The organism is Endozoicomonas sp. ALD068 (genome assembly GCF_049310145.1).
Taxonomy (GTDB): Bacteria; Pseudomonadota; Gammaproteobacteria; order Pseudomonadales; family Endozoicomonadaceae; genus Endozoicomonas_A.
In genome coordinates this window covers 3,087,941-3,105,948 of sequence record NZ_JBLYNU010000004.1, presented here as the reverse complement: position 1 = coordinate 3,105,948, position 18,008 = coordinate 3,087,941, and the positions used below count along the sequence as shown (strand labels likewise).

Here is an 18,008-nt window from a genome sequence, read left to right as displayed (position 1 = left end):
CTATTTCACCATTCCAATAAACTGGAGCACAGCTCCATTGGGGTGATGGATATATTGAAGCCCGGTAAATCCCTGTGTCTGAAAAGTATTCTTCAGACGATTCAACATTGGGTAGCGCATCTTGGCCAGTAACTTGCCGGAAAGTTTGTCGAAGAAGAGGATGTCCAGCCCCCGTATACCCTGCTGAACAGACACTTTGAAAGCTGGGAATTCATTGATTTCCATGGGCTGATCTCTGGAAGTAGGACTCAGCATCAGTGGCAGCGTGACAGCGTACCCCCTGGTGCCCGGATCTTTTTGAAAATAAAAGTTCAGGGCCGCTTCCTGGGCGCTGGCCTGGGTCATTGGCGAAATAAGCAGGACGCAGAGGCTGGCCAGTACCAGAGTGATCCTTTTCATCAGTGTTCCTTTCGTCAGAGTCTCTGCAAATATGTCTCGACTGTAAGGTTTAAAACTTGACATCCTCTCCAATTTGAACAGTCGGCATGATGCTAAGGAATCATTACGCCGGGTATCACTAGGAACAGCGCTGAATTGATGATAGAAAGTACAATACTCATGATCAGTGCCCAGCCAAAATTTTTCACATGAAAACTGTCCATAAAGTAATTAACGATCATCAACATAAAGGCATTGAGTATCAGGATAAATAAACCCAGAGTCAGGATGGTGATGGGCAGGGTCAGGAAAAACAGAATCGGTTTGACAAAGGTATTCACCACAGCCAGCAGGATAGATACTAATATCGCACTTCCGTAGTTTTCAATCTCTACGCCTTTAAGGATTCTGGCGGTGATAAAAACAGCCAGACCATTGATCAGGAAGTATAAAATCAGGCTCAGCATGGCAAATGTTCTCCAGATGGCATCAATGGCTTGTGCACTTTACACCATCCTGAAGTCAAAGACAGAAAAACAGGTGGTAAGTACCTAACCAGTTGGTTTCGCATATTCTGGACGGCGGCTTTTTCCATCCTTCTGCGTTCCAACTCTGGTTGCGTAGCTATGGCTACGCGCCCGTCGTTGCGCCTTGAAGGATGAAAAAATCCACTCGCCAGAATATGCGAAACCAACTGGCCAGGTACTTAGTCCTGAATTTATCGTTCCCACGCTGAAGGAGGGTGTCGCAAAACTCCAACAGCTCGTTCCCATGCTCTTAGGTCGTCATTCCCGCGAAGGCGGGAATCCAGCGCCAACGGTGGATCTCTGCCTTCTCGGGGATGACAAGGCCAGGGGCACCGGGCAGTATGGTTCTGGTGGTGAGTCAGTGTGGATTCCCGCCTTCGCGGGAATGACGAGAATGAAGCCGGGAATGACGAGAATGAAGCCGGGAATGACGAGAATGAAGCCGGGAATGACGAGAATGAAGCCGGGAATGACGAGAATGAAGCCGGGAATGACGGGAGTCAAATCGTTCCCACGCTGGAGAGAGTTTTGCGACACCCTCTGAAGATGTGAACCAGAGTTTTGCGACACCCTCTTTAGCGAAATGCTTTGGTTCAGTATTGAATAGTACTAAAGTACTGTTCAAATCGACATGTCTATGTAGAATACCCTGGTCTTGTGCGCATTTGACCTTCTGTTGAAGGCCAAACAAAACGACAAATAAGCGAGATACTGTGCTGTCTCTGACAGCATATTTCACATTATAAAAAACTGGTAGTGACTGAGTTCCGGCCAAACCGGGACCCTGGAGTGAAACATAATGCAAAAAATAATGGTATTTCTGACGTTTATGCTGGCCTTTAGCACCAGCCTTTTTGCTTCTGACACAGAGCTTTGGCAAGAGTCTACCCTGAATGAAATCATTGAGCGCAAAACCCTCCGTGTTGGCATGGAAGCGGGCTACATGCCTTTTGAAATGACCAATAAACGCGGTGATATTGTCGGCTTTGATGTAGACATTGCCCGTCAGATGGCCAAAGCCATGGGTGTTGAGCTGGAACTGGTCAACACTGCTTGGGATGGAATCATTCCTGCCCTGCTGACCGGCAAGTTTGATATTATTATGTCCGGCATGACCCTGACTCCTCAGCGTAACCTGCAGATCAACTTTGCCCAGCCTTACATTGTCGTCGGTCAAAGTATCCTGCTGCGCAAGGGGCTGGAAGGTGAAATCAAGAGCTACAAGGATCTGAATAACAAGAAGTACACTGTTGCTACCAAATTGGGTACTACCGGTGAACAGGCGACCAAACGTTACCTGAGTAAAGCCAATATTCGCCTGTTTGAAACAGAAGCCGATGGTGCTCTGGAAGTTGCTAACGGCAAGGCAGATGCTTTCGTTTATGACTTTCCTTTCAATGCGATTTACTCCAGCCAGAACGAAGGAAAGCTGACTCATCTGGACACCGCCTTCACTCATGAGCCTCTGGCCTGGGGTATTCGTAAAGGTGATCCTGATTTTGAAAACTGGCTGAATAACTTTATGAGTCAGATCAAGGCCGATGGCACCTACGATAAGATTTATGCCAAGTGGTTCCAAAGCTCCGAATGGCAGAAGACTCTGAACTAAGTGCTGAGCAGTAAACCCTTGACCGGCCGTCCGCTGCAAATGGAAAAACAACCGAACCAGGTTTTGTGGAACCTGGTTTTCGGTGCGTTATTGCTGCTGATGGGCGTGGGTATCTATAAGTCAAGCCAATCGATTGAGTATATCTGGCGCTGGGAGCGCATTCCTCAGTACGTTTTCTTCAAGGCAGAAAATCCACTCAGGGCTGAATACGACGGCACTGTTAAAACCAACGACAGTGGACAACTTGTTCTGGTGAATGACTTTGATGACTCAGAGCAGACGGTCATTAAAGGCTTTGCCGACGTTCAGGTTTATGACGGTGATCTGGTCTTTGAAGGGGATTTGCTGGCTGTCAATTATGAATGGAAGGCCGGACCCATAGCCAATGGTTTGGTGATGACCATAAAGCTGTCGCTGGTCTCTATTGTTTTTGCCATTCTCCTGGGAGTGATTTCAGGGTTGGCGAGAATTTCTCCCAATCCGGCGTTGAGAAATCTCTCGATACTCTATATCGAGGTGATTCGTGGCACCCCGTTGCTGGTGCAGATTTTCATTGTTTATTTCTTTATTGGTACGGTTCTTCATCTGGATCGCTTTACAGCCGGTGTTGCAGCACTGTCGATCTTCACCGGCGCCTACATTGCAGAGATTATTCGAGCCGGTATTGAGTCGATTCACAAAGGTCAGATGGAGGCTGGGCGCAGTCTTGGAATGAGTCGTGGTGCAACCCTGCGCTATATCATTCTGCCCCAGGCTTTTAAACGTGTTCTGCCACCGCTGGCTGGTCAGTTTATTAACCTGATCAAGGACTCTTCACTGGTTTCGGTGATTTCCCTGACCGATCTGACCAAAGCCGGTCGGGAAACGGTGAGCAGTACCTTCAGTCCCTTTGAAGTCTGGTTCACGGTTGCGGCACTTTACCTGGTACTGACCGGTATCCTGTCGTTTGTCGTCAGAAGAATGGAGGTGAAGTATGCTGCAAGAAACTGACGCTATCATTTCCGTGACGAGCATTCACAAGGTCTACCCCAATGGGGTTCATGCCCTGAAAAATGTCAGTCAGACCATCAGGGAAGGAGAGGTGGTGGTTGTGGTTGGGCCCAGTGGCTCGGGCAAATCGACTTTTCTGCGTACCCTGAATCAGCTGGAAACTATCAATGCCGGTGAAATTGTCGTGGACGGAATCTCCCTGACCACGCCCGGTGATGTCAATAAGTTGAGGGAAGAAGTGGGCATGGTGTTCCAGTCCTTCAACCTGTTTCCTCACCTGAGCGTACTGGACAACATCTGTCTTGCACCGATGAAAGTGCGTGGTATCTCCAGAAGCGACGCTGAAGACAGGGCCTTAGCATTGTTGGCCAAAGTCGGTTTGTCTGACAAAGCCAGGAGTTTTTCACCTCAATTATCGGGTGGTCAGCAGCAGCGTGTAGCCATAGCCCGGGCACTGGCCATGCAGCCGAAGATCATGTTGTTTGATGAGCCGACTTCAGCACTGGACCCGGAAATGGTCGGTGAGGTTCTGGAGGTGATGAAACAACTGGCTCGCTCAGGTATGACGATGGTTGTGGTCACTCACGAAATGGGCTTTGCCCGTGAAGTGGCCGACCGGGTTCTGTTTATGGAGTCCGGTGAGCTGTTGGAAGACAGTGTTCCTGATAGCTTTTTTGGGAGTCCTGACAGTGAACGCCTGCAGGCTTTTCTGAGTCAGGTCATCTGAGTCATCACTGGGTTCTGGAAGATATGGCTTTGTGGATTCAGGGCCATGCCTTCCAGTGCAGCATGACTCCCTTTAGCGGTAATACAGGGCCAGTAATGGCAAAATGCCCAGTGGCAGCCAGGCAGAAGCGACCCGATTGGATTCGGAGGACAGTCTTAATTCAGGGGGTATGCATTTGCAGGTACTCTGTCCGTCAATCCAGCTGACTTTTGCATCCCGCCATGTGCCACCCTGTGCCTTGCAAACGGGAAGCTTACTGTTCTTGTGTGAATCGCCTCCCGGACAAGCAAGAAAGTAATACCTGGCACACCCTTGAAAATTATCATAATTGTTCGATTCTTCCAGATGCACTTGCCAGACAGTCTTGCCATTTTCATCGGTGTCGGGAGCACATTGCTGACCCCAGGGTGAATCAGATACACAGTCATCGCGGCTCGGACACAGAGGTTCAACAACATTCAGTGTGTGCCAGGTAGCGTCAACAAACCAGAGGCGTCCGGTTTTTTGATCGACCTCAAGACCTGCAATCTGGCCTGCGGGCGTTTGAATGCAGCCTATGTAGGTATGGTTTCCTGTAGTGTCGAGACTTATGGCGTGGATCTTTCCGGTCTCAGAATCGCTGACAAACAGCCTCTTGTTAGAAATAACCAGACCGCTGGGGCTTTTTAGTTCAAGTCCGGCGACACTGAGTTCGGTGAAGCTGGCACCTACTATTCTGGTATAGGCGGCATATTTTTCACGCCATTCATTTTCGGGCTTTACATCCCCCTCTTCGGTTCCGCTTTCAGTATCAAGAACGTTAATTACGCCTTTTGCTGGATTGGCTACAAACAAATACTTCTCGTACCTGGCCATTTGTCCGGGGACAATATTGCTTCCGGGCTTTAAGTTCATGGTTGTATTGGCGTACCGATACAGAAAGGCATGGGTATGTTCATGTCCACCATAGCCATGGGAGCGGGTAATATTGCTGTACACAATACTTCCATATTTAGAGTCGGGGCCTGCGTCCCACGACCAGTAACCCGCTTGCCTGCCTTCCCAGGTGATACCCATTGCGTAGGGTTCCTGATGAAGCATGTCGATATGGGAACCAAAAGGTTTTGTGGCGAGATCATCCGGAAAAAAATCATTGTTTTTAATCGCAAAGGTTTTAAGGTTGTTTTCCCAAAGAGTCGGTCCCATAAAGTCCGAGCAGGTTCGCTGAGTGAAATCGTATCCCATAAAGGCAGATGCCGTGTAATCGTTACAGCTACCACCCGTGGTAGCAAATGTTCCGGTCTGGCTTATATTATGAACCTCCTGCCCTTCGAATTGCGGGACATCACCCAGGGTGGGTGAGCCACCAAAGGCGATATCAGTGGGTCGGTGCATGAAATGACAGGAAGCCAGGTCACGACGATGTTCCGGTTTGTATGAAGAAGCGGACTTTACACCGGGACAGTAAAAAATACTTATGCTGTCATCGCCGCTGTTCAGCACAAAGAACTGACCTCTTGCATTGGGGTTCTCTGCCACTGCTACAGGCTTGTTCAGGCCTCCGATTCTGGAACTACCCCATTGACGAATTGATGGGCCGAAATGGCCATTTTTTAGTCTGGGTCCAAACTCCGGTATACAATCCTTTTCATCATCAGAAGGTTTGCAGCGTTTATCGACAGGACATCGACCATATCCTGCCGATGCTCCGCCGGGTTTAACAATGAGAGAACAATCAGCAGACTGAGACCTGGCCGGTGTTGCATTCATCGACAATGGCAGAATCGCCAGGGTGAGAAAAAACAACTGTCGTCGCGTCACTGAGTCTGGTTTGAAGAAGTTACAATTTTTGAAATTCATAGAGCACACTTCTCTAAAAAGGTTTAGTTTCTGAGGTGCTCATTCAAAGTAGCTTGCTTCGGGGCAGTTTCCAGTAAATCCATAAAACCCCGGGGGATCCTGCCCTGGTACTCATCCGGCGAGTCCACGTTGTCCTTGAAAGGCATTTCCAGAGTTGTAGACAGACAGTCGAAGCGTTCAGCCAGGGCTGCCCGGCTCCAGGATAATCAGGCTCTGTTGATCAGCTCCACATCGGGTAATGGATATTCATCCACCACCACTTTGTCGACAGCGGGCATGACTTCCGCTTTGCCTTTGACCACCGTTTTGCCGTTCTGGTTCACTACGTTCGTGGAGATAGTGGCGCGTTTGCGACGTTCATTAATCTCAATCACTTCCAATTCAACGGTTATCGTGTCACCGATTTTGACAGGACGCATGAATTTCACTTCCTGTGACAGGTAAATGCCGCCGGGACCGGGCAGTTGGGTGGCGAGGGCACAGGAGATCAGGGATGACGTCCACATTCCATGAGCAATACGACCCTCAAACTGAGTCTTTGCGGCATAATCCTTGTCCAGATGCACAGGATTGGTATCGCCGGAAACCTTTGCGAACAGCAGCAGATCCTGCTCGGTCAGTGTCCGGGTCAGAGTATCTTTATCCCCGATTTTTAGCTCATCAAACGGGGTGTTTTCCAGTTTGCGCATTATCATTGGCCCTTAAAGGCAACATAACAAGAAAGGGCGGCAGTAAACACTACCGGCTGACAAATCCATTAATGCCGCGAAAAGCTTTTTACGATCATGACTCTGTGAGCTCCGGGGCGGAATTATTCACTGAGCAATATTCCTGACTCATGACTGTTTGATTGATCCATTGTAACAAGCGTTTTATTACTTGCTGAGAATTCGTTTCGTTCAACATTTCGTGACGGCCTTCAGGATACAGGCTCAGTGTGACATTTCTTAAACCGGCTTTCCGTAATGCTTTGGTAAGTTTCTGTTGCCCCAAGGGAGCGCTGACTGGATCTTTTTCACCGCCCATGACCAGAAAAGGCAGCTTCGATTCGATTTGTTTAAGATGGTAGGTGGCCCCGATATGAAGTAAACCCTGGAAAAGGTCGTGCCACAATTGATTGCTGCAGGAGAAACCACAGAACTCATCGGAGATATAATCATCCACCGCTTGTGGGTCTCTGCTGAGCCAGTCAAACTCAGTACGGTTTGGCTTGAATCGGCGGTTATAACTGGAGAAGGTTAGTTGTTTGATCAGGGGGCTTATGCCTTTCTTGCCCTGTCTCAGGCATTCCAGTTTGGCGACCAGCAGGCCGACTTCCAGTAACAGCCTGGGGGCATAATTTGAGCCAGAGAGAATAGCTCCAGCCAGCCTGGGAGTGTGATGGATCAGGTAGCTCTGCAAGATATAGCTCCCCATACTGTGACCCATGAGAACCAGCGGGGCGTTGGGAAACTTTTTCTGAATAAACTCAACAACGGTTGCCAGATCATCCACTACTTTATGCCAGCCTCGTTGCCCGGCGAAATAGCCTGCACCCTCTTGCTCAATACAAGCGCCATGCCCTCTATGATCATGGGCGAAGACAAGGTAGCCTGCCTGATTCAGTTCTGAGGCAAAAGAGCGGTAACGCTGTCCATATTCCGCCATGCCATGGCTGATGTGAACAATGCCTTTGCGGTCCACACATTCAGGCAGGTTATTCCAGCAATAGAGAGGAATGCTGTGGTCGTCGCTTTTCAGTGTGTAGATTTTCATGCCGTGGAGCTGCTCTCGTTATTGTTGAATTTTTGCTCTTTAGCCATGACTACAGGTTAGTACCTCTATAAGACAGGCGAGACAGGGCGGCTCAAGACTTATAAAGTCAGAGGACACTTTATGGCAAAAATGAAACAATTAGTAAATGGTTTAACGATTTTTTCTACCGGCTCACTACCGGGAAAACAGAAAAAATGATCATCTTCGACACCCCGTCGCTTCTGGCGAATGACTCTCAGAAGCCGCTTCATTCCCTGCAAGCGTATGAAAGAAAATCGGATATCAGAGCCCGGACCGAGTATAATTGGGCGTTTTGATTGAAATGCATTTTCCGGGAGATATGAGTGTCCGGCCGAAACAGCCCTGAGCCTATCCAGAGCCCTGAGCCCACCCAGCGTCAAGAAAGGTCATCGCCCAGCGAACATTCCCCAGAGCGCGACCCTGCAAAGGGCGGCCAGCTAAACAAGAAAGCATTATACGACGCTCTGGAGCAGTGCATGCTCAGGGATCGTTTTCCTGTTCGCAGGCAGATTCAGAGACTGAAAACCGGCGACCAGACAGCGATGGATAAGCTGCAGGAAAGAATCAATCGATCCACTTGCAGAGTTCAGGAAAGGCGACAGGCTGTGCCTGACATTGAATACGATGAGGCGCTGCCCGTCGTAGCCCGTCGTGATGAGATCCGTAAGGCGATTGAAAAACATCAGGTGGTTGTTATTGCTGGCGAAACAGGTTCCGGTAAAACCACTCAGATTCCGAAAATCTGTCTGGAAGCTGGCCGGGGTATTGTTGGCCAGATAGGTCACACCCAGCCGAGAAGACTGGCCGCGCGATCAGTCGCCAGCCGGATAGCGCAGGAGCTGAAAGTGCCTGTGGGAGAGCAGGTAGGTTATCAGGTTCGATTCAGCGATCACGGTAATGAGAACACCCTGATTAAACTGATGACCGACGGTATTCTGCTGGCAGAGATTCAGAATGATCGTTTTCTGAACCGCTACGATACCCTCATTATTGATGAAGCCCATGAGCGCAGTCTGAATATTGATTTCCTGCTGGGTTATCTGAAAATTCTGTTACCCAAACGACCTGACCTGAAGTTGATTATTACTTCGGCCACCATTGATGTTGAGCGTTTCTCCAAACATTTTGATAATGCGCCTGTTATTGAGGTTTCTGGCCGAACCTATCCCGTGGAAGTCAATTATCGCCCAGTGGAAGAACTGGAGCTGGAAGGTCGGGATGCTGACCTGAGAGTTCAACAGGGTATATTATCCTGTCTGCGGGAGATTGAGCATCTGGAACGTTCCGGCAAAGGCGGACGTCTGGGAGATGTGCTGGTCTTTCTCAGTGGTGAGCGGGAAATCCGGGAAACCAATAAATTCCTCAAGGATGCGCGGCTGGCTCATACCGAGATTCTTCCCCTTTATGCCCGCCTGTCTGCAGCAGAACAGAACCGCATCTTTCAGCCTCATGGTGGCGGTCGAAGAGTGATCCTGTCTACCAATGTAGCGGAAACCTCCCTGACCGTGCCGGGTATTCGCTACGTTATAGACCCGGGTACGGCAAGAATCAGCCGTTACAGTGTCCGTTCAAAAGTTCAGCGGCTACCTGTTGAACCGATATCCCAGGCTTCTGCCAATCAGCGAAAAGGGCGATGTGGTCGTGTAGCAGAGGGTGTTTGCTACCGACTTTATTCTGAAGAAGACTTTCTGGGGCGTCCTGAATTTACCGATGCCGAAATTGTCAGAACCAATCTGGCGGCGGTTATTTTACAGATGCTGCGGTTGGGTCTGGGTGATATTGCGGCCTTTCCTTTTGTTGATGCACCTGATGCCAGGGCGATCAACGACGGTTTCAAGCTGTTGCAGGAGCTGGGTGCCGTCAGTGATAAACGACGTATGACTCGAATCGGACAGCAGATCTCCAGATTGCCGGTAGATCCCCGAATGGCTCGAATGCTGGTGGAAGCGGATAAAAACCGTGCTCTTGGCGAATTGCTCGTCATCACCAGTGCCCTGGCCATTCAGGACCCAAGAGAGCGTCCGGCAGAGAAAAAGCAGGCTGCCGATCAGCGACACCGTGAACATTATCACGACGACTCCGACTTTATGAGCCTGGTACAGCTCTGGAATACCTATGAAGAACAGCGTCAGACGCTGTCCCAGAACCAGTTGCGTAAATATTGCAAACAACAGTTCCTGTCGTTTATGAGAATGCGAGAGTGGCGGGACCTGCATCGACAATTAGCGCTGGCCTGCAAAGAAGTCGGTCTGAAAACCAATGAAGACGAGGCCAGTTACGCTGATATTCATAAATCCCTGCTGGCGGGTTTGCTGTCTCACCTGGGTAGCAAAGATGACGACGCAGATTATATGGGAGCACGTAACCGTCGTTTTTATGTGTTCCCGTCTTCAACGCTTTATAAGCGCAAGCCCAAGTGGTTGATGACGGCAGAGCTGGTGGAAACCTCCAGACTCTATGCCCGCACTAATGCCAAAGTGGAGCCCCAGTGGATTGAGCCGCTGGCGGGTCATCTGATCAAAAGAAATTATTTTGAGCCCCACTGGGAGAAGAAAAGAGCCCAGGTGGTGGCTTTTGAGCAGGTGACTTTATACGGCCTGATTATTGTGGGTCGTCGTCGGGTCGGTTATGGCGCCATTGACCCCGTAGTATCCCGTGAGATTTTTATCCGGGAAGCTCTGGTGGAGGGGCATTATCATTCACAGGGCAAGTTCCAGTCCCACAACCTGTCGTTGATTCAGGAAGTGGATGAACTGGAAGCCAAGTCCCGACGCAGAGATATTCTGGTGGACTCGGAAACCCTTTATCAATTCTACGATGAGAAGCTGCCAGCCAATCTCCACAATGGAGCGGGTTTTGAAAAGTGGCGTAAGGAGGCTGAGAAACAGGATGCTCAGCTGTTGTACCTCACCAAAGAGTATCTGATGAGGCATGATGCCGACGAGGTGACCGGGAACAAATACCCCGATCTTTTCCGCTGGGAAGGGCTGGAATTACCGCTGTCGTATCATTTTGAGCCAGGTGCACTGGACGACGGGGTTACGCTGACATTACCGGTACAGGCCCTGAGACTATTGCCTAAACACCGGTTGGAATGGCTGGTGCCCGGTATGCTTTACGACAAGTGTGTGGCTCTGGTAAGAGCCTTGCCCAAGGCGGTGCGCAAAAACTTTGTCCCGGTACCGGATTATGTTCGCGGTGCTATGGAGTCTATGTCTATCTGTGATGAGCCTCTGACCGACATACTGGGTCATCATCTGCATCGTATGTCCGGTATGCGTATTCTGGATGAGCACTGGGACACTGATGATCTGCCCGATCATTTGCAGATGAACTTCCGGCTGATGGATGAAAGCGGGAAGGTGCTGGGACAGGGCCGTGATCTGATCAAGCTCAAAGAAAAGTTTGGTCGGGAGTCTGAAGACAGTATGCGCAGACTCACGGACAGTTCATTGCAGCAGGAAGGTTTGAAAGATTGGAGCTGTGGTGAACTGCCGGAAGAGATAACCCGCAAAGTGGGAGGGCTGGTGCTCAAAACCTATCCGGCTCTGGTGGATCAGAAAAGCTCTGTGGCCGTTAAACTGTTTGAAGACAAAGCTATGGCTGAAGCAACTCACCGTATGGGGGTGACTCGTCTGCTTCAGTTCAGGCTGTCCAAACAGCTGAAGTTTGCCTTGTCGAAAATGAACCATCTGAAACAGGTGAAACTGCTGACCACAGGCATCGTACAGGCCAGAGCACTGGAGGAAGACCTTCAGGCGTTTCTGATTTCGGAGGTGTTTGTTCGAGATCCTGCCCTGTTATCCGGGAATAATGGGCCGAGGGATGAAGCGGCTTTCAATGCTCTGATTGAAGATCGAAAAGGTCATCTGGTGCCTTTTGCTGAAGAGGTCGATGGCCTGTTGTTTGGGATTTTCCAGAAGGCTCAGAACATCAGCAAGCAGCTGAAGGGCAAAATATCCTTTGATCGGGCATTTTCACTTTCCGATATCAAACAGAATCTGGGGCAGCTGATCTGTCCCGGTTTTCTCTGTGATGCAGGCATTGAGTGGCTCAGGCACTATCCAAGGTTCCTCGAAGGCATTGAGGTAAGACTGGAGAAACTGCCTGCCCAGGTCAATAAAGACCGGGCCTGGTCAGAGGAGCTGGCTACCCTTTTCAAAGCCTGGGAAAAGCGTAGAGCCATTCATGAGAAGCATAAAATTGTTGATGAAAACCTCATGCTTTATCGCTGGATGCTTGAGGAATACCGCGTCTCGTTATTTGCCCAGAAACTGGGAACCCGTTTCCCGGTATCCGACAAACGCCTCAGGAAACTATGGCTGGAGGTTCAGGAAGTCTGAAAAAAGTCGTTAACCTTCAGAGAAAGTCGTTAAACACAGTTTGGCAGGGAGGCCACACCCATGAAAAAGCTTTTGAAGGGGGCTATTCTGATCCTGGCTGCTTTGGGGCTTGGTTTTACCGTTGCCAATGAGATGGATCTTTTTGAAGAGCAAAATGATACTGACTCCGGGCAGCACGGCTATGACGCAGAAGATCTGTATCACAATGAAACGACTCAGTATCCGGACCCGTACTTTGACTCAGAAGGTGAGGATGAGGCTGATGAAGAAAGGTTCGATGAAGAAAGGTACGATGAAGACAAGTACGATGATGACGAATACAGTGATGATTCTGATCATGATCAAAGCGTCGCAGAGCAGGACTATTAATACCTTCTGCAGTCAATATTCTGCAAGGGCATAGTTTTCACCATGCGCTTGCAGTCAAAAGATAAACTGAAATCAGAAAAGCGAATGCTGGCTTGCCAGTAGAGGGTATGGCGTCACTTACAAGATACTCAAGGTTACCCTCACTTGCTATATTCACGGTCAGGATCGATTTCAATACCTGCACGCTTCCTTGCTCAGGAAATGCTTCAAAGACATAAACATCACCGTTATTATATTTTGGTTTTAAAATAACTAAATGATGAACTCCACTCTGACATGGCCAGCTATTGACGACTTCACCTTCGTCACCCAATCGGGTAATGACACTGTTGGCTTCGCAAAATGCAACGATTGGAAAATCTGATTCCTTGTAAATATAGAGATTCTGACTCTCGTTATAGCGAACATTCCAAACGAGTTCAAAAGGTTGTTTAATTGAATGGCTATGCGTCGTTGGAACGGTTGTTGGATAAGTTTTTACCACGGGGTAAGTCGTTGCTTCAGAATAGTTCCCTGTCTCAGTGTGGTTTGTTGTTTCAGTGTAATTGCTTGTCTCAGAATAAGTCGTTGGTTCAGGGTAAGTGGTTATTACAGGATGAGTGGTTGTTTCAGTTTTTTCGTTAATGCATTCGGGGCCATAGGTTTTGCAGATATACACAGCAAGGCGCATGTTATGAGATCTGCAATGACCGCCTTCAAGGCTATTGAGTGAAGATTCAGACCCATTTGCTGTGGATATATAATAGTAGATATGACCTGGTAAATAGACAGGTTTACCGGTACCGTATTCCCTGAAAACTTCCCTGTGTGAACTGAAATGAAGGGGTTTTCGACATGTCTTCAAGGGCCAGCTTGTGGGCTTGCTGGCATCCACTTTACATTGCTCATAATCGGCTTTATCAACTAGCCACAGGTTATCATATAGGTCGTTATCTGTTTTAAAACCCGTTGTCCGCTTCAGAAAGAGATGAGTATTGTCACAAATAAAATAGACTATTGATTCAGATCTTACGAATAGGGTTTTATTCTCATTCTTTGAGAAATTACTGGCCATCCAAAATATTGAAGGGTTGAAAGTAGATGCTTGAGCTTTAAACAGAAGTAGCAGCAAGGCGAGTCCAAACAAGTTCACTACAATGCAATTGCTCCATGAAATGTGGAAATACTGACGGATCATAACAGGTACCTGACCTTTTTTGAAAACACCGCACTGTATAGCACTACATTGGCTTGTGCGCCATGACCGTCTTACCCATAATATGCGAATCAGGATTCTTGTTCATCCTGAGCGGAGTCGAAGGATGTGGACTCAGTATCCTGCAAGTGCATGGTGTTTTACCATGCGCTTGCCGTTAAAACATACAATGAAATCAGAAAAGCAAATGCTGGCTTACCGGGAGACGGGGTTGCTTCACTTGCAAGATATTTGACGTTATCTGCACTTCCTATATTCACGGTCAGGGATGATTTCCGTACCTGCAAGCTCCGTTGTTCGGGTAGGGCTTCAAAGATATAAACGTCACCATTATTATATTCTGGTTGTAAAATAACTAAATGCTGGTCCCCATTCTGACATGGCCAGCTCTTGATGTATTCGCCTTCATCGCCCAACCGGTAAATGACACTGTTAGTTTCGCACAGTGCAACGATTGGAAACTCTGATGTGCTGTGAATATACAGATTCTGATTCTCGTTATAGCGAACACTCCAAATGATTTCGAAAGGTTGTTTAATTGAATGACTGTACGTCGTTGGAATGGTTGTTGGGTAAGTTGTTGTCACGGGGTAAGTCGTTGCTTCAGAATAGTTTCCTGTCTGAGTGACATTCGCTGTCTCAGTGTGGTTTGTTGTTTCAGTGTAGTTTGTTGTTTCAGTGTAATTGCTTGTCTCAGAATAAGGGTAAGTGGTTATTACAGGATGAGTCGTTGTTTCAGTTTTTTTATCAGTGCATTTGGGGTCATCATGGGTTTCACAGACATATACGGCAAGGCGCATGTTATGAGATCTGCAGTGACCGCCTTCAAGGTCACCGAGTGAAGATTCAGCCCCATTTGCTGTGGATATATAATAGTAGAATTGACCCGGTAAATAGACTGGGAGATTGCCAGCACCGTATTCTCTAAAAATTACTCTGTATGTATTTAATTCAAAAGGTTTTCGACACAGCTCCAAACGCCTGCTTGTGGGCTTGCTGACATTCACTTTGCATTGCTCATAGTCGGCTTTATCAACTAGCCACAGGTTATCATACAGTTCGTTTTTGCTTTTAGGATGCACTGCTGGCTTCAGAAAGATATGAGTATTGTCACAAATAAAATAGACTATTGCTTCAGGTATTACGAATAGAGTTTTATTCTCATTCTTTGAAAAATCACTGGCCATCCAAAATATTGAAGGGTAGTGATCAGTCGCCTGAGCCTTAAACAGAAGTAGCAGTAAGGCGACTCCAAACAAATTTGCTGCAATGCAATTCCTCCATGAAATGCGGAAATACTGACGGATCATAACAGGCACCTGACCTTTTTTGAAAACACCGGACTCTATAGCACTACATTGGCTTGTACGCCATGATAAATAACCAAACCTCCGTAAGAGCAGGCTCTTCAGGGCATCAAAGACTCGGTGAACTCGTAAACGTTTAGCGAAAAGATAAAAGACATGGGTATGCAAGAATTTCTGCTATTTTTGTCCTTGAGCTGTATTGAGGAAAAAACATGAAGCTTGTTTTATTTGGGTTCGTACTGTTATTTAACCTGTTGCCGGTGTGTTATGCGATAGATGAATACGAAAGCATTTTTTTTTATAAGGATTTATTTTCGCACGAGGTGAATACGACTCTATACGTATCTTTAAACTCAAAGATAAGGTTTATTTGCCCAAACTCTTACATTGCTGTAAGGAAAAGTATTAAAAGTCGACAAAGCTCTAATCTGTTCGAAAATATATGGTTGGTAGAGAACAAAACGAGCTACGATAACTGTCGGGTTGATAAAAAGTATGATCCTAAGGCAGAGCTTTTTTTATGTAATAAACCTCATTCTTTGACTTATTTGACACTGCTTTTTCTTGAAAAATATTTCGATTCTACAGGGGTATTTGAAGGGGGCAAAGATTACTATTTGATATCCACATCCAATGGTCTTGAGTCTTCAATCAATAGCCGTGAAGGTGGAAACTGTCTTAGACATAATATGCGCATCAGGATTCATGTCTGTAAATCATTTGCTGATCCTGATCCCAACTGCGGTGGACCCTATGATCCCAAGTCAAATATTTGTCCTGCAACCAATCCTGTTGCTGATCCTGTTGCTGATCCTGGTCGCGTGACGACTCTTGCTCCGTTGACGACTCCTGTTCCTACCACTATTTCCGAGACCTATGATGACACTGTCGCTGATACCACAACAGTGACTCAAGCGACCACTGCCGGGGCTGCTGAGTCCACTTCAGCCGGATATCATCATCCACCGGCACGATCCATTGAGTTAGTGTGGCTGATCGGCTACAACCAGACTCAAACCGAACATATTTCAGATGCAGCAAATCACCCGCTGGTGGCACTTTGTGAAGCGCCCAACAGCAAGGTCCGCCTGCTGAACGATAAAGGAACCATAGTTGATAGCTGGTTATGTCAGTATGCAGGCGAGCGCCTGGTTATTCTCAAACCCGAATACCAAAATGGTGACGTTTATCAGTTTGAGGCATTAGCCGAGTATGGCAGCGTCAGGCCATGGAAATCGACCCTGACAGTTAATGTAGGCAATGCAGGTAACTTCAGGCAACGCCTTATCAGTGAAGCAAACTCCCTCTATCACCTGCCGGGATTTGCCTTTTTGGTCTCAATGTATCTTATTGCTGCAAGAGCATTCTGACATGCTTAGGAATAGTCCCAGGCTCTTGAATAGTGATGCCTGCTTTTTATGGGAGGTGAACAGTACTGTCATAAAACCTTCTTTTTGCTGTCACCTCCAAGAAATATTTCCAGCCCAATATACTCACCCGCAGTTAACAAAAAAACAGCCATGAGAGTCTTGCAGCCGTGCTCCGGAATCTGGGGAGGCGGTAGGGCTTATCAGGCTGCGAATAACAAAAAATGCCAACACATCGCTCTTTAGAGCCAAGTAATAAATACAAAAGCACGATATAAATGGAGTTTTGAATGAAACTTAAACCTGTTTCTTTGGCAGTAGCCGCTGTTGCTGCAGGTCTGACCCTGTCTTCTGCCCACGCTGGTGTTGTTAAGACGGAAGGCGAAGATATTATCGTCAGCACCAAGAACGGTGGTCTTCAGCTGAAAACAGATGACGGCGCCTTTTCCTTTAAGGTAAGCGGCAAGCTGCAGTGGGACTACGCAAGCCTTGATGATCTCTATGTCGCAGACACTGGTAATGACGCTGAAGCCCGTAAAGGCTATATTCGCCGTGCCGAGGTTGGTTTCAGTGGTAAGGCTTACACCGACTGGAAATACAAGCTTAAGCTGAAAACCAAAAGCGACGACTCAATCGAACTGGATGATGCCAAGATCACTTATGTTGGCTTCAAACCTGTAGAAGTGACTCTGGGTCGCTGGGGTCGTGATTATGGACTGGAAAATACCGTGAGTTCTTCCTGGATCATGGCGATCGAGCGTCCAATGATCTACGACTTTCTGCAGGGCGATGAAGGTAATGACTACGGTATTCAGGTAGCGACCGGTGGTGATAACTATACCGCAGTGTTTGGCATTCACCATGATGGACAGGCGGAAGAAGACAAGCCGGAAGTAGAACGGACTGCCAGCTACATCGTGCGTGCTACCTATGCTCCCATCATGAATGATGACATGCTGCTTCATCTGGGTCTGAACTATTACAACAAGAATCCGGATGGTGCTTCTAATGTTGATTTAGAGTCCTCCTTAGGCGTTAAAAAAGGTGCAGACCGTGCTGTAACGGTCACAAACGTTGATAAAGATTCTGAATATGTTTTGGAATTGGCGGGTCAGTTCCAATCACTCCAGCTTCAGGGTGAGTATGCGGTTAGAGACTTGAAGTCTAAAGACGCTAACAGCGACGCAAAAGTCTCAGGCTACTACGGACAGATTTCTTACCTGCTGGACGGTGGCAAGCGTTCTTATAAAGAAGGTGCTTTTGGTAAGCCAACCGGTGGTCAGTGGGAAGTGTTCGCACGTTATACTCAGGCGACTATCGACCAGGATAGTGCGAGTGATGATCTTGAACTGAAAACCACTACTCTGGGCGTAAACTACTTTGCGACCAGGAATATCCGCGCCAGCCTGAACTATGTTCAAGGCAAAACCAACGAAAACATAGAAAATGATAAGGGAAGCGCTATCGTATCCCGCCTGCAATACGTGTTCTGATCCCCATTCAGTTCCTTAGTGTGTGAGCCTGGCCCTGCTTTTGCGGGGCCTTTTTGGCTAAGCCAAAATGTTCTGCAGCCGGTTCTCC

The 18,008-nt window shown here is 47.8% G+C and carries 15 protein-coding genes; 7 read left to right on the top strand and 8 right to left on the bottom strand.

Annotation, left to right across the window (positions count from 1 at the left end):
* The 3 genes from ACO6V5_RS10395 to ACO6V5_RS10385 all read right to left on the bottom strand — a co-directional run bounded on the left by ACO6V5_RS10395 (window position 1) and on the right by ACO6V5_RS10385 (window position 1,409).
* On the bottom strand, window positions 1-399 hold the full coding sequence (locus ACO6V5_RS10395) for a hypothetical protein (RefSeq protein WP_422133125.1): 399 nt from the start codon (window positions 397-399) through the stop codon (window positions 1-3).
* 92 nt (window positions 400-491) lie between these two features.
* On the bottom strand, window positions 492-845 hold the full coding sequence (locus ACO6V5_RS10390) for a phage holin family protein (RefSeq protein WP_422137552.1): 354 nt from the start codon (window positions 843-845) through the stop codon (window positions 492-494).
* A 318-nt stretch (window positions 846-1,163) separates the two neighbouring features.
* Window positions 1,164-1,409: a hypothetical protein gene (locus ACO6V5_RS10385; protein ID WP_422442275.1), complete on the bottom strand. Its 246-nt coding sequence runs from the start codon at window positions 1,407-1,409 to the stop codon at window positions 1,164-1,166.
* Between the two features lie 295 nt (window positions 1,410-1,704).
* On the opposite strand from ACO6V5_RS10385, the gene ACO6V5_RS10380 reads away from it, so the two are divergent.
* From ACO6V5_RS10380 to ACO6V5_RS10370, 3 genes are read left to right on the top strand one after another with little or no spacing between them, the layout of a single operon-like run.
* Entirely contained in the window at window positions 1,705-2,514 is an 810-nt protein-coding gene (locus tag ACO6V5_RS10380; protein WP_422133128.1) for a transporter substrate-binding domain-containing protein, read from the top strand.
* A gap of 18 nt (window positions 2,515-2,532) precedes the next feature.
* Entirely contained in the window at window positions 2,533-3,504 is a 972-nt protein-coding gene (locus ACO6V5_RS10375) for an amino acid ABC transporter permease (protein WP_422410621.1), read from the top strand.
* Window positions 3,505-3,508: 4 nt separating this feature from the next.
* The gene (locus ACO6V5_RS10370) at window positions 3,509-4,231 is read left to right on the top strand and encodes an amino acid ABC transporter ATP-binding protein (RefSeq protein WP_422410626.1); all 723 of its coding nucleotides are present in this window, start codon (window positions 3,509-3,511) and stop codon (window positions 4,229-4,231) included.
* Between the two features lie 72 nt (window positions 4,232-4,303).
* Here ACO6V5_RS10370 and ACO6V5_RS10365 read toward each other — a convergent pair whose 3' ends face one another.
* The 3 genes from ACO6V5_RS10365 to ACO6V5_RS10355 form a co-directional block, all read right to left on the bottom strand.
* Entirely contained in the window at window positions 4,304-6,070 is a 1,767-nt protein-coding gene (locus tag ACO6V5_RS10365; protein ID WP_422410619.1) for a hypothetical protein, read from the bottom strand.
* A gap of 206 nt (window positions 6,071-6,276) precedes the next feature.
* Entirely contained in the window at window positions 6,277-6,759 is a 483-nt protein-coding gene (locus ACO6V5_RS10360; protein ID WP_422137555.1) for a MaoC family dehydratase, read from the bottom strand.
* 94 nt (window positions 6,760-6,853) lie between these two features.
* Window positions 6,854-7,825: an alpha/beta hydrolase gene (locus ACO6V5_RS10355; protein ID WP_422410617.1), complete on the bottom strand. Its 972-nt coding sequence runs from the start codon at window positions 7,823-7,825 to the stop codon at window positions 6,854-6,856.
* 344 nt (window positions 7,826-8,169) lie between these two features.
* Between ACO6V5_RS10355 and hrpA the strand changes: the two genes are divergently transcribed.
* Together hrpA and ACO6V5_RS10345 are read left to right on the top strand one after the other, a co-directional pair.
* Entirely contained in the window at window positions 8,170-12,189 is a 4,020-nt protein-coding gene (gene hrpA / locus ACO6V5_RS10350) for an ATP-dependent RNA helicase HrpA (RefSeq protein WP_422410615.1), read from the top strand.
* A 60-nt stretch (window positions 12,190-12,249) separates the two neighbouring features.
* Window positions 12,250-12,558 carry a hypothetical protein gene (locus ACO6V5_RS10345; RefSeq protein WP_422133135.1) on the top strand — a complete coding sequence of 103 codons (309 nt, stop codon included), beginning with the start codon at window positions 12,250-12,252 and terminating at the stop codon, window positions 12,556-12,558.
* Between the two features lie 37 nt (window positions 12,559-12,595).
* On the opposite strand, the gene ACO6V5_RS10340 is transcribed toward ACO6V5_RS10345, so the two are convergent.
* Window positions 12,596-13,735, bottom strand: coding sequence for a hypothetical protein (locus ACO6V5_RS10340; RefSeq protein ID WP_422133136.1), 1,140 nt, complete (start codon window positions 13,733-13,735; stop codon window positions 12,596-12,598).
* Between the two features lie 158 nt (window positions 13,736-13,893).
* The gene (locus ACO6V5_RS10335) at window positions 13,894-15,063 is read right to left on the bottom strand and encodes a hypothetical protein (protein WP_422133137.1); all 1,170 of its coding nucleotides are present in this window, start codon (window positions 15,061-15,063) and stop codon (window positions 13,894-13,896) included.
* Window positions 15,064-15,272: 209 nt separating this feature from the next.
* On the opposite strand from ACO6V5_RS10335, the gene ACO6V5_RS10330 reads away from it, so the two are divergent.
* Both ACO6V5_RS10330 and ACO6V5_RS10325 read left to right on the top strand, forming a co-directional pair.
* Window positions 15,273-16,430, top strand: coding sequence for a hypothetical protein (locus ACO6V5_RS10330; RefSeq protein ID WP_422410612.1), 1,158 nt, complete (start codon window positions 15,273-15,275; stop codon window positions 16,428-16,430).
* A gap of 287 nt (window positions 16,431-16,717) precedes the next feature.
* Entirely contained in the window at window positions 16,718-17,920 is a 1,203-nt protein-coding gene (locus tag ACO6V5_RS10325; protein WP_422410610.1) for an OprO/OprP family phosphate-selective porin, read from the top strand.
* Window positions 17,921-18,008: the final 88 nt, after the last annotated feature.